At 39.6% G+C, this 13098-nt stretch carries 11 protein-coding genes; 10 read left to right on the top strand and 1 reads right to left on the bottom strand.

Features of this window, described 5'->3' with window-relative positions; all coding sequences use genetic code 11:
* Nucleotides 1–90 precede the first annotated feature (90 nt).
* The 4 genes from QZR70_RS02500 to ftsH all read left to right on the top strand — a co-directional run bounded on the left by QZR70_RS02500 (nt 91) and on the right by ftsH (nt 4542).
* Nucleotides 91–987 (top strand): phosphatase, encoded by an 897-nt coding sequence (locus tag QZR70_RS02500; protein ID WP_295792897.1) that lies wholly within the window; start codon nt 91–93, stop codon nt 985–987.
* The gene (gene tilS / locus QZR70_RS02495; protein WP_295792895.1) at nt 956–1954 is read left to right on the top strand and encodes a tRNA lysidine(34) synthetase TilS; all 999 of its coding nucleotides are present in this window, start codon (nt 956–958) and stop codon (nt 1952–1954) included. Before QZR70_RS02500 ends, tilS begins: the two co-directional genes overlap by 32 nt.
* 23 nt (nt 1955–1977) lie before the next feature.
* Nucleotides 1978–2523, top strand: coding sequence for a hypoxanthine phosphoribosyltransferase (gene hpt / locus QZR70_RS02490; RefSeq protein ID WP_105090283.1), 546 nt, complete (start codon nt 1978–1980; stop codon nt 2521–2523).
* A gap of 90 nt (nt 2524–2613) precedes the next feature.
* On the top strand, nt 2614–4542 hold the full coding sequence (gene ftsH, locus QZR70_RS02485) for an ATP-dependent zinc metalloprotease FtsH (RefSeq protein WP_295792891.1): 1929 nt from the start codon (nt 2614–2616) through the stop codon (nt 4540–4542).
* A gap of 50 nt (nt 4543–4592) precedes the next feature.
* Here ftsH and QZR70_RS02480 read toward each other — a convergent pair whose 3' ends face one another.
* Complete coding sequence (locus QZR70_RS02480) at nt 4593–5936, bottom strand: threonine/serine exporter ThrE family protein (RefSeq protein ID WP_295792889.1); 1344 nt, start codon at nt 5934–5936, stop codon at nt 4593–4595.
* Between the two features lie 171 nt (nt 5937–6107).
* Here QZR70_RS02480 and QZR70_RS02475 point away from each other — a divergent pair, with 171 nt between their 5' ends.
* The 6 genes from QZR70_RS02475 to speC form a co-directional block, all read left to right on the top strand.
* Complete coding sequence (locus QZR70_RS02475; protein ID WP_227721003.1) at nt 6108–7082, top strand: biotin--[acetyl-CoA-carboxylase] ligase; 975 nt, start codon at nt 6108–6110, stop codon at nt 7080–7082.
* 9 nt (nt 7083–7091) lie between these two features.
* Nucleotides 7092–7859 carry a type III pantothenate kinase gene (locus QZR70_RS02470; RefSeq protein WP_105090287.1) on the top strand — a complete coding sequence of 256 codons (768 nt, stop codon included), beginning with the start codon at nt 7092–7094 and terminating at the stop codon, nt 7857–7859.
* 94 nt (nt 7860–7953) lie between these two features.
* Entirely contained in the window at nt 7954–8940 is a 987-nt protein-coding gene (gene dusB, locus QZR70_RS02465; protein ID WP_295792884.1) for a tRNA dihydrouridine synthase DusB, read from the top strand.
* A gap of 126 nt (nt 8941–9066) precedes the next feature.
* Complete coding sequence (greA, locus tag QZR70_RS02460; protein ID WP_105086162.1) at nt 9067–9540, top strand: transcription elongation factor GreA; 474 nt, start codon at nt 9067–9069, stop codon at nt 9538–9540.
* 29 nt (nt 9541–9569) lie between these two features.
* On the top strand, nt 9570–11093 hold the full coding sequence (gene lysS / locus QZR70_RS02455) for a lysine--tRNA ligase (RefSeq protein ID WP_295792883.1): 1524 nt from the start codon (nt 9570–9572) through the stop codon (nt 11091–11093).
* Nucleotides 11094–11270: 177 nt separating this feature from the next.
* Nucleotides 11271–13098, top strand: a 1828-nt coding sequence (gene speC, locus QZR70_RS02450) for an ornithine decarboxylase (RefSeq protein ID WP_295792918.1), incomplete at its 3' end; no start/stop codon positions are given.

The following is a 13098-nucleotide window of genomic DNA, read 5'->3' as shown; positions in this document are numbered from 1 at the left end:
GAGAGATGGCATTGAGCCATCTCTTTACTTATGTATAGGCTTTCACAGTATAATAGTGTTAGAGGAATACTAATTATGTAAGGAGCGGTTATGAAGTTAGCTATTATCGATATTGGATCTAATTCAGTGCGCTTATTATTGGCTACCTATGAGAATAATATATGGCACTATGAGCCAAAACAGTTATGGACTACTCGATTGGGACAACGAAATGCAGATGGTACATTGCGATCTGAATCGATGGAGTCATCGTATCAGGCCTTTAAGGATATTAAAAACTTGGCAGACCAATATGGTGCGGACTATTGCTTTGGTTTTGCTACTAGCGCTGTTCGTGAGGCTCAAAATGGACTTGAATTTATGGAACGAATCACCGAATACTGCCCTATGGAATGGCGAATTTTATCAGGTGATGAAGAGGCCATTTATGGATTTAATGGTGCCTTGGGAGATCAGTTGAATGACGGTCGTCATTATACGACTATCGATATTGGTGGGGGGAGTACAGAACTCGCTTTAGGAAATAAAGACGGTGTATATTGGAGTCGTTCTTACCCAGTGGGAGCAGTGCGATTACAATCTATGTCTGACGAAGGACCTCAACGGGTATGGGAAGAAACTCGATTCCTTTGGGACCCGATGATGATTCAAGGCGAATTTGGTGAATTTATTGGCATTGGTGGTACATTAACGACGCTAGCGGCTATAGATTTAGGCCTTGAAAATTATGATGGCACAAAGGTGCAAGGTCATAAATTAAGTCGTGAAACAGTAGAGGGCATCATTTTAAATTTGCGTTACATGAGTCGCGAGGAGCGATTACAGGTAAAAGGTTTACCTGCAGGCCGTGCCGATATTATTGTAGCTGGTGCAGAAATTTTGACGTCCTTTATGGATGCTTATGAGGTACCTCATGTATTTGTGAGCGACCAAGATGGTATGGAGGCGATGGCCCGTGAATGTGAAAGCACTCGTTCGAACCGTTAATCACACCTTAAAATCGCATAATCTATTTCCTGAAAATAGTCGAATCTTAGTGGCGTGCTCTGGTGGACCTGATTCAATGGCTCTATTACATCTATTGAAAGACATTGCCATACATCGACATACAACGTATGAACTAGGTGTGGCCATCGTAGATCACTGCATTCGTCCTGAAAGTAAGGAAGAGGTTTTGTGGCTCCAACAGCAAGTAGAAAATTTAGGATTACCATTTTATTCTGCTACATTTGATGTGCCTCGCTTGAGCAAGGAACAAAAAACATCTGAAGAAACTATGGGGCGTCAAGTACGGTATCAATGGCTTACAAAGGTTGCACAGTCTGAAAACTATGATTATATTGCGGTGGCTCATCACAAGGATGATCAAGCAGAGTCGATTCTAGCGCATATCATTAGAGGTTCGGGATTAAATGGTTTGGCCGGCATGTCTGTAGTAAGCTCTGAATATTCTACTCCTGTAATTAGACCGCTGTTAGATGTTACAAAAGAAACCTTATTGGCTTATTTAGAGATGAAGGCGATTCCTTATTGTGTTGATTGTACGAATGAAGATGTGCGATACCAACGAAATAGAATTCGGCATCGCATTATACCTGAGTTAGAAGCTATCAACCCTAATGTAGTAGATGCTATTGTTAGATTGGGAAACTCCGTACATGAAGATTTACTAGTTATGTCTGATTTAACGGAACAAGCTTTTGAAAAACTTGTGACTATCGGTGCTGATGGGGTGAGCTTATCCCGCCGTGCCTTACGACAAGAATCATTGGCAATACAACGGCGCTTATGGCAGCGTTTAGTGAATACGGTAGACCCTGATATAACGCTTTATGCAGCCCATCAAGAGCAATTACTTGATATTGTTAACACCGGGGAAGAGAAAACTTTCACTATTAAAAGTATAAAAGTAACCGCTCAATGTGATACAATAAAAGTATATTGCGAACATTAATATGAATCGTGGAGGTCATATAGATGCATCAAGATGCAAAAGAGATTTTATATACAGCGGAACAATTACAAGCTCGTGTAGCAGAGTTGGGTAAAGCAATTAGCGAAGACTATAAAAATGAATCTGTCGTGCTTGTAGGGGTATTAAAGGGAGCTGTCGTTTTCTTTACAGACTTAGCACGCGCTATCGATGATAGTGTAGATGTAAGTTTTGACTTTATTTCTTGCTCTAGCTATGGTAGCGGCACAACAAGTACAGGGGTAGTTCGAATTTTAAAAGATTTGGATCGCTCTGTAGAGGGTAAGCATGTACTCGTTGTTGAAGATATCGTAGACACTGGTACAACATTACATTACTTATTAGAAAATTTACATGCTCGTGGGGCTAAAAGTGTGCGCCTTGCAGCGTTGTTGAATAAACCAGATCGCCGTAAGATGGATGTAAATGTTGACTATGTAGGCTTTATTATTCCTGATTACTTTGTTATTGGTTATGGTTTAGACTACGCTGAAAAATATCGTCATTTACCATATATCGGTATTTTGAAGGAAGAAATGTATCAAAATTAAAAATATGATATAATATATGAGTGCATCTCTCAATGAGATGTACTCAATTCGTTTATACAACTAAAAATTATTATTGAAAGGGGTAATCTTTTGGGTCGATTTACAAAAAATATCGTCCTTTATTTACTTATCATTGCCGCTTTCGTTATCGCCATTGACGCTTTCTCTGGTCAAAGTGCGAATAAATCTGAATTAAGCTACACAGGATTTATTCAACAAGTACAACAGAAAAAGGTTGAGTCCGTAACGATTACCAATGATCATGGTATTAAAGGTAAACTAAAAAATGGAACAGAATTCAATTCTTATGCGCCAACTGATGAAACATTAATTAAAACATTACAAGATAATGGCGTTGAAATTACAGCAGCCCCACCTGAGCAACCAGCTTGGTGGATGAGCCTTTTAGGTTCTGCTATTCCTATTATCATCTTGGTAGTGTTATTCTTCTTCATTATGCAGCAAACTCAAGGTGGCGGTGGCCGAGTGATGAACTTCGGTAAAAGCCGTGCTAAATTGATGGGAGAAGGTAATGTTAAGGTTAGCTTCAAAGATGTAGCAGGTGCGGAAGAAGCAAAACAAGAATTAGAAGAAGTAGTAGAATTCTTGAAGGACCCAGGCAAATTTACAGCTATCGGTGCTAAAATTCCGAAAGGCGTATTGTTAGCGGGACCTCCAGGTACAGGTAAAACATTGCTTGCTAAAGCCGTTGCTGGTGAAGCAGGGGTACCATTCTTTACGATTTCTGGTTCTGACTTCGTAGAAATGTTCGTAGGTGTTGGTGCATCTCGTGTACGTGATCTTTTCACACAAGCGAAAAAGAATGCGCCATGTATCATCTTCATCGACGAAATTGATGCGGTTGGTCGGCAACGTGGCTCAGGTCTTGGTGGTGGTCACGATGAACGTGAACAAACATTGAACCAATTGCTCGTTGAAATGGATGGCTTCGGTGCTAACGAAGGTATTATTACTATCGCAGCTACAAACCGCCCAGATATTCTTGACCCAGCGCTCTTGCGTCCAGGTCGTTTTGACCGTCAAGTTATCGTAGGTCGTCCAGACTTACGCGGTCGTGAAGCAATCTTAAAAGTTCACGCTCGTAACAAGCCGTTGGCTGACGATGTAGACTTGAAAACAATTGCGAAGAAAACACCAGGCTTTACTGGTGCCGACTTAAGTAACTTGTTAAATGAAGCGGCTTTATTAGCGGCTCGTCTTAACAAAAAAGTAATCACTATGGCTGAAGTTGAAGAAGCTAGTGAAAAGGTTAGCATGGGTCCTGAACGCCGCAGTCACATTGTGAGTGATAAGGATCGCAAGTTAACAGCGTACCATGAATCTGGTCATGCTATTGTGGCACATTTGTTGCCTCATGCAGATCCTGTTCATAAGGTAACAATCATTCCTCGTGGTGCAGCAGGTGGTTACACTATGATGCTTCCTACAGAGGAACAAAACTACAAAACAAAATCTCAATTATTAGCGGATATTCGCGTAGCCCTTGGCGGTCGTGTGGCAGAGGCTTTGATTTTGGATGAAATCAGTACAGGTGCTTCTGGTGACCTTCAAAGTGTAACGAATACAGCGCGCGCCATGGTAACGCGTTGGGGCATGAGCGATGAGCTTGGTCCTATCGTATTTGGTGAACAACAAGAACAAGTATTCTTGGGGAAAAACCTTGGCCATGAACGCAACTACAGTGAAGAAATTGCTGCAAAAATCGATACTGAAATTCATCGTATTGTTGAAGATGCTTATAAAGATGTAACAAAACTTCTTAGCGATAACGAGAAATTCTTACATGATATGGCGAATGCCTTATTAGAAGAAGAAACAATCGATGCAAAAGCAGTAGATAATCTTTACAAATATGGTACAACGAAAGCCCCTGAAACAGAGGAACCTAAAGCTACGTTAGAAGCGGCAGGTATTGTAGTACCAGAGGTTGTTGAAGCTAATGAGCACACTTCTACAGTGGAAGCTCCTAGTGAAACACCTTCTAATGAAATTAAATAATGGATACTGTCCAAATAAAAGAGCTGATCTCCTTGGAGACCAGCTCTTTTTTATTGTCCATCATGGATGTGACGGGTTGCTAAATATTCTTGTATGCGTCGTTCCTTAAGTGATTTTAAATATTTCTGTGCTAATACATTCGGTATGGCTACGCCTACAGCGATGCCAACGATTGTTAAAATACCTGTTACACCATTCTGCACCATATAAACAAGTCCAGATTCATTGAGTGCATTGATGTGAAGAATATCGAATAGAAAACGATAATATAGAATCCCTGGCATTAATGCGATAGCAGACGGCACGATAATAATCGTACTAGATGTTTTAAGCCAGGTAGAAACTTTTACATAAATAATACTCATCACGGCTGCCCCTACAAAGGTGGCCCCAGCAATAGAGAAGCCCAATTCAACAGCTAGTAAATTACGAATAAATACACATAATACACCGCCGATACCGATTGAGAGCAAGAGGCGTACAGGAGCATTAAATAAAACAGCGAATGAGGCAGCGGCCATAAAAGAACCTATAATCTGTTCAATAGATAGTACATGAGGTTTAATATCTACAAAACTAAAGGCCGGCATTGGACTAAAGTATAAGGCCATGGCCATACCTAAGGTCATACTACCTACGATGAGAATTGTTCTAATGGCTCCTGTAATACCCGATAGGATATGATTGTTTATTGTATCAATGACGGCATTAATAAGCGGTACCCCTGGAATCATAAATAAGGTGCAGCATACGAGAACATAAACTAACGAGTCTTGTTCAATATGTGAATAGAAGCCGTAGGCAGAAACCATAGCGGCAAATCCACCTAATGCAATACCTACATATTCATTACAACCAAAGCGTACGGCTAGCGTTCGTGTGAAATAGCCAATGAGAGAGCATATAATTGTTACTATGAAGGCTATTATATCACCACTATATAGAAATGCGAGCCCTGCAGAACCTAGAGCACATGCAATACCCTTTACCCAATCAGGATATACAGGAATGGTAGAATCTAATTTTGAAATGAGTTGTTCATAGGTAGTGAGCGAGTAATGTCGTTCAAAGGCACGCCATGTAAGTTTAGATACGGCATTAATCATGGCCATATTAGGAACGTGCACCGGTGTTTTTCTGAACACCGTTATGGACCGTTCTTTGTGTAATAGATTTACCATGATGGTAGTATATGAAATATGAATATTTAAGTAATTATGAGGAATACCCATAAATGTGGCAGCTTTTAACATCTCTTCAATAATTCGATTTGTATCTGCACCACATTCCATAAGTAATTTGCCTATGTTTAATAGAACATCAAGTTTTCTGTGAATATGGATAAATGGGTTCTCTAGAACTTCATTTTTTTCTTCTAATGTAAATTGTTGCATATATCTCCCCAGATAATGATAGACTATACTATTGTTATCTTTTACATAAGGTATAACTTAATACTACATGTATTATACCATTAATTATTTTAAATAATCCTTGCATTTTATAGGGTACACTTGTACAATCGAATTGTAAACCTAGGTTGACAAAGAAAGGGGCTCTAAACTATGCGTGATGAAGTATTAGAATTCTTGAGACAAAACCAAGGTAGTTTCGTATCGGGACAAGATATGTCGGAAGCGTGTCATGTTTCGCGCACAGCTATTTGGAAGCATATCAAAGCATTACGTCAAAAAGGCTACAAAATAGAATCTTATACCAAGAGGGGGTATCGATTATTGGAGGAACCTGATTTGTTGAGTCCATTAGCAATGAAGCAAATCTTAAAAACAGATGTATTTGGCAAACGGTATGTCTATATGGACACTACCGAATCTACAAACCTAGAAGCTCGTCGCTTAGCACAACAAGGTGCAGAAGAAGGCACTGTTGTTGTTACAGAGGAACAGGCTGCTGGCCGCGGTCGTTTATCTCGTGGATGGTATTCTCCATTCGGAAAAGGTCTATGGTTTAGTCTCATTTTACGCCCTGACTTTGCACCAGTAGAAGCACCGAAGTGTACATTGATGGCTGCCGTGGCATTAACAAAGGCATTTCATAAAATGGGCCTTACAGATGCGGGTATTAAATGGCCAAATGATATCCTTGTAAATGGTCGTAAATTAGTTGGTATTTTGACAGAAATGTCCGGCTCTATGGAGGAAATTTCCTATATTGTTATGGGCATAGGTGTCAATGTTAAGACTAAACAAGAAGAACTACCAGAAGAATTGAAGTTAATTGCTACGTCATTAACAATGGAAGGCATTGATATTGAACGGACAGAAGCTTTTAAAATTATTTTGGAATCCTTAGAACATCAATATTATGAAGTCCTCGATAGTGGCTTTGAGGAAACATTAAATGAATGGCGCCAATTATCGGTGACTCTCGGTGAGGAAATTGAAGTGAGAGCACCAGGAAATACCTATGAAGGGGTAGCTACAGATATTGATGAAGATGGTAACTTATTAGTAAGAATCCCTGATGGGACAGTTAAACGTATTGTGGCAGGGGACGTGTCAATTCGTCCGCGCAAATAGGAGGCATTCATGTTATTAGTAATTGATGTGGGGAACACCAATATTGTTCTCGGTGTATACGACAAGACAGAGCTTGTAGGTCACTGGCGTATTTCCACGGATCGCGTTCGGACCACCGATGAATATGGCATGTTGATGATGAACTTATTCTTCCACGATCGCAAGGTTAATGTGAAAGATATTAAGGATATTATCATTTCCTCAGTTGTGCCACCGTTGATGCCTACATTAGAACGGGTATGTTTACGTTATTTTAATGTAAATCCTCTCATTGTTGGACCTGGTACTAAGACTGGTATTGCTATTAAGTATGATAATCCTCGTGAAGTAGGGGCTGACCGTATCGTAAATGCTGTGGCTGCACATGAACAATATAAAGGTGATTTAATCATTATCGACTTTGGTACGGCTACAACCTATTGTGCGGTTCAAGGTAATGGCGATTATATGGGCGGTGTAATTACTCCCGGCGTTACAATTTCTGCGGAGGCTTTATTCCAACGAGCAGCTAAATTACCACGTATTGATGTGAGAGATCCTGGTCAAGTGATTTGTCGCAACACCGTATCTTCTATGCAATCTGGTATGTTCTATGGCTACGTAGGCCAAGTAGAAGGTCTCGTATCTCGTATGAAAGCTGAAATGGGCGGTCAAGTAACTGTAGTGGCTACAGGCGGTTTAGCACAGCTTATCAGCAGCGCTACAGACTGCATTGACCATGTAGAGCCTATGCTTACATTAGAAGGCTTACGTCTTATTTACGAAAGAAATAAATAATGCTACTATAATATAGTTACGTATATGTAACGAAGTAGTGTACATTTGGGTACAGCTTATGCTGTACCCTTTTTGTTAGGGGATATAGAATTATATGAACAATAAACAATGGCAAATAGGATCCGTCAAAATTGATGGACAAGCCATATTAGCGCCAATGGCTGGGGTTAGCGACATTGCCTATCGTTTACTTGCTAAAGAGCATGGCGCCGCCTTGGTATGTACCGAAATGGTAAGCGCTATGGGCATTAAATATAAAAATGAACGCACCCATGAATTGTTGCGCCTTGAAGATGTGGAACGGCCTGTTTCTATGCAAATCTTCGGTTCTAATCCAGAGGCGATTGCCATCGGAGCAAAGGTTGTAGCTGATGCGGGGGCAGATATTGTAGATATCAATATGGGTTGTCCTGTTAAAAAAGTTGTTTCCTCCGGGGATGGCTCTGCACTTATGAAGAATCCTGATTTGGCGGCACGCGTAGCAGAAGCGGCAGTTAAGGCTGTCGATGTACCTGTAACGGTGAAAATGCGCATTGGTTGGGATAGTGAATCTATCAATGTAGTAGACTTTGCAAAGTGCATCGAATCCACGGGGGTCGCAGCTATTGCTGTACATGGCCGTACAAAGGAACAAATGTACAGTGGTCATGCGGACTGGTCCTATATTAAGGCCGTAAAAGAGGCAGTATCCGTGCCTGTAATTGGCAATGGGGATATCGTGGAGCCAGAGGACGCGAAGCGCATGCTCGATGAAACGGGGTGTGATGCTGTAATGGTAGGTCGTGGTGCACAGGGTAATCCTTGGATCTTCGGTCGCATTCACCATTATTTAGAGACTGGTGAAGTGTTACCGGCGCCAACTGATATTGAACGTCTCGACATGTTGTTAAAGCATTTTGATCTATTGTGTCAATACAAGGGTGAGAGTATGGCCGTTAAGGAAATACGAACTCATGCAGGCTGGTATATGAAGGGGCTTCCTGAATCAGCATATTGGCGCAATCGTGTGAATACAATTCATACCGTAACAAGCTTTCATAATGAGCTAGAATCATATCGTAAAATACTGGCTGAAATGTAGTCAGATTGACAAATGTACAGTATTTTTATATAATGGTTGAGATAATTTAGAAATAAAAGATAAGGTGTCATCTTACTATGGCACTTTTTTCTTATTTAATTTATATGTAGAAAGAGTGGGGTACCCATGGCAGACGTAAAAGAAACATTACTTACCGCCGAAGGTTTAAAGAAATTAGAAGAAGAATTAACGTATTATAAATCTGTACGTCGTATTGAAGTGTCTGAACGTATTAAGACTGCTATTGAATATGGCGATATCAGTGAAAACTCTGAATATGATGATGCAAAAAATGAACAAGCTTTCATCGAAGGTCATATTGTAGAGCTTGAAAATAAAATTAACACTGCGAAAATCATCGACGAATCCGTAAAAGGTGATGTTGTATCCGTAGGTAGCAAAGTAACTGTATTAGATACAATGTACAATGATGAATTAGAATATGTTATCGTTGGTTCCTCTGAAGCGGATCCATTTAACAATCGTATCTCTAACGAATCTCCTGTAGGTAAAGCTATTTTGGGCAAACGTAAAGGTGATGAAGTAGAAGTTTCCACACCAGATGGTCCTGTTACATTCAAAGTGTTAGCAATCCAATAATTTACATTTACTGACGAAGAGGCGATAACATGAGTGAAGAAATTAAAAATGTACAAGAAGAGCTGAATGAGCAAATGCAAATTCGCCGCGACAAATTGGCTGAATACGAAGCGGATGGTATCTATCCATTTGGTCAACGTTTTGTTGTAAAAGATAATGCAAAAGACATTAAAGATGACTTCTTCTTGAAATATGACGGTCAACCTGTAGTTATTGCAGGCCGTTTGATGACAATCCGTTCCCATGGTAAAACAGCATTTGCGAATATGCGTGATAAATCCGGCGATATTCAAGTATATTTCCGTAAAGATGTATTGGGTGAAGATACTTATAAATACGTAAAAATGCTCGATATCGGTGATATTATCGGTGTTGAAGGTCACGTATTTAAAACTCATACAGGGGAAGTTACAATTAAAGTTAACAAATTAACTTTGTTATCCAAATCTTTACGTCCATTACCAGAAAAATGGCATGGTTTAAAGGATACAGAACTTCGTTACCGTCAACGTTATGTTGATTTGATCGTAAATCCTGAAGTGCGTGATACATTTGTAAAACGCTCCCAAATCGTTGCTAAAATTCGCGAATACATGATGCGTGATGGCTTTATGGAAGTAGAAACACCAATGATGCATGCTATCCCTGGTGGTGCTGCTGCACGTCCATTCATTACTCATCACAATGCGCTTGATATCGATATTTACATGCGTATCGCGCCTGAATTGTATCTCAAACGTTTAATCGTTGGTGGTATGGATCGCGTATTCGAAATGAACCGTTGCTTCCGTAACGAAGGTATCGACAACCGTCATAATCCAGAATTCACTACTATCGAATCTTACCAAGCTTATGGCGATGTTGAGGATGCTATTCGCTTAACAGAAAATCTTGTGTCCTACTGTGCTCAAGAGGTTCTAGGTACACAAGAAATCACATACCAAGGTACAGAAATCAATTTGACTCCACCTTGGAATCGTATCACAATGGCTGAAGGTGTAAAAAAATACACTGGTGAAGACTTTGATGCAGTTACTACTGTAGAAGAAGCTCGTGCTATTGCAGATCGTTTAAATGTAGAATATACAGAAAATGATGGTATTGGTAAAATCTTAAATCTTTGCTTCGAAGATTATGTAGAAGAAAACTTGATTCAACCAACTATCGTATATGGTCATCCAAAAGAAATTTCTCCACTTGCGAAAGCAAGTCGTGAAAATCCATTGGCTACAGAACGTTTTGAAGCGTTCATTTATGGTCGTGAATTGGCAAATGGCTTCTCCGAGTTAAATGACCCAATCGACCAAAAACAACGTTTCTTGGATCAATTGAAAGAACGCGAAGCTGGCGATGATGAAGCTCACCGTATGGATGAAGACTTCGTTACAGCTCTTGAATACGGTTTACCTCCAACAGCAGGTTTAGGTGTTGGTATTGACCGTCTCGTTATGTTCTTAACAGACTCTGCATCCATCCGCGATGTATTGTTGTTCCCATTGATGAAACCAGAAGCTCCTAAGCATATTGAAGCTGAAGAAGAAGCAGCTGAATAATCTAAAACCAAAAGGCTCCCTATTCTTTGAGTAGGGAGTCTTTTTATTTGTTATATGTTTTTATACTATGTTTTATTTCATATGTGTTGATTATATATCGAGTGTGATACATAGTTACGAAAGGAGGAGGCTGTGAAACATTTAAAGATTGCTTTATCTGATTCCGTACAATCCCAAATTAGCTCTATAGAGGGTCGCATATGTGTTTCTATTTGTGACACAGATTTTATAGATGTCGGTGCCGTTGTTATTGGTGATTGTGATTTAGAGCTTATCAATAATAATCAAATTTATACCTTTGGTATACCTGTTATTGTCCTAAGATTTGATGAATCTAAGGATTTATCTTTTTATAAGGAACGCATTACATCTATTATGGTGTTTTCCTCTACAAATATGGACGACTGCAAATCAGAGATAGAAAAGCTTGTAGCAAGCTATGAAGACTCTATTTTACCACCATTTTTCAGGGCTTTATCTGATTATGTAGGGGATCAAAATTCACAATTTGATTGCCCAGGACATCAAGGTGGTCAGTTTTTCTATAAACATCCTACAGGTCGCGCTTTTTACAATTTCTTTGGGGAGAATATATTTAGAGCAGACCTTTGTAATGCGGATGTAAAATTAGGAGATCTTTTAATTCATGAAGGTTATGCTTATGATGCGCAAGCGCATGCTGCGAAAGTCTATAATGCTGACAAGACCTATTTTGTATTAAATGGTACATCTTCAGCGAATAAGGTAGTACTTAATGCTCTTTTAACACCGGGCGATATTATTTTATATGATCGTAATAATCATAAATCTATCTGCCATGGTGGTCTTGTTATGTCTGGCGCTACGCCTATATATCTTGAGACAGCGCGCAATCCATTTGGCTCCATTGGCGGTATTTTAGATCATTGTTTTGATGAAAGTTATATTCGATCTTTGATTGCAGAAAAATTCCCTGAAAAGGCTCGAGCTAAACGTCCTATTCGGCTAGCAGTCATTCAATTAGGCACCTATGATGGTACGATTTATAATGCTCGTCAAGTAGTAGATAAAATAGGACATCTTTGTGACTATATTTTCTTTGACTCTGCGTGGGTGGGATATGAACAATTTATTCCTATGATGAAAGATTGTAGTCCCCTATTATTAGAGTTAGGTCCAAATGATCCTGGGATTTTAGTAACTCAATCGGTACATAAGCAACAAGCTGGCTTTTCACAAACCTCTCAAATTCATAAGAAGGATAGTCATATAAAGGGGCAAAACCGTTATGTAGATCATAAACGTTTTAATAATTCCTTTATGATGCATGCATCTACCTCTCCATTTTATCCGTTATTTGCATCTCTCGATGTAAATGCGAAAATCCATGAAGGTGAATTAGGTCAAAATTTATGGCGTGAATGTGTTGAAGTTGCTATTGATGCTCGTAAAGCCGTGTTGAAGCAATGCAAATATCTCCGCCCGTTAGTACCACCTATGGTGCATGGCAAAAAATGGGAAGACGGAAATACACAGGTCATGGCGGAAGATGTAAATTATTTTGCCTTTGAACCAGAAGCAAAGTGGCATTCATTTAAAGGTTATAGTAAGGGGCAGTATTTTATCGATCCTTGTAAGTTCCAACTGATTACACCAGGAATTAATGTAGAGACCGGAGAATATGAAGCCTTTGGTATTCCTGCTAATATTCTTGCTAATTATTTACGAGAAAATCGAATCATTCCTGAAAAATGCGATTTAAATACGATCTTATTCCTTATGACGCCAGCAGAATCTAAGCATAAGATGGATGCGCTCGTAGCGGAACTCGTTCGCTTTGAAGACCTCATAGACCGGGATGCACCGATGGAAGAAGTGTTGCCGTCTATTTACAATAGTCATATAGATACATACAAAGGCTATAGTATTCGTCAGCTATGTCAAAAAATGCATGATTTTTATAAGTCTAAAAATGTAAGCCTCTTACAACAACGGCTATTTTCTCGTGAATACTTCCCAGACTATG

Source organism: uncultured Veillonella sp. (genome assembly GCF_900545205.1).
Taxonomy (GTDB): domain Bacteria; phylum Bacillota; class Negativicutes; order Veillonellales; family Veillonellaceae; genus Veillonella.
The sequence above is the reverse complement of the archived record's forward strand: the minus strand, read 5'-3'. Positions and strand labels throughout refer to the sequence as shown.

Excerpts from the sequence above, each read along its gene's own strand:
- hpt (WP_105090283.1), top strand. The coding sequence starts at position 1,978 with ATGCATCAAGATGCAAAAGAGATTTTATATACAGCGGAACAATTACAA.
- QZR70_RS02480 (WP_295792889.1), bottom strand. The coding sequence starts at position 5,936 with ATGCAACAATTTACATTAGAAGAAAAAAATGAAGTTCTAGAGAACCCA.
- lysS (WP_295792883.1), top strand. The coding sequence starts at position 9,570 with ATGAGTGAAGAAATTAAAAATGTACAAGAAGAGCTGAATGAGCAAATG.
- QZR70_RS02475 (WP_227721003.1), top strand. The coding sequence starts at position 6,108 with ATGCGTGATGAAGTATTAGAATTCTTGAGACAAAACCAAGGTAGTTTC.
- greA (WP_105086162.1), top strand. The coding sequence starts at position 9,067 with ATGGCAGACGTAAAAGAAACATTACTTACCGCCGAAGGTTTAAAGAAA.
- QZR70_RS02470 (WP_105090287.1), top strand. The coding sequence starts at position 7,092 with ATGTTATTAGTAATTGATGTGGGGAACACCAATATTGTTCTCGGTGTA.
- QZR70_RS02500 (WP_295792897.1), top strand. The coding sequence starts at position 91 with ATGAAGTTAGCTATTATCGATATTGGATCTAATTCAGTGCGCTTATTA.
- dusB (WP_295792884.1), top strand. The coding sequence starts at position 7,954 with ATGAACAATAAACAATGGCAAATAGGATCCGTCAAAATTGATGGACAA.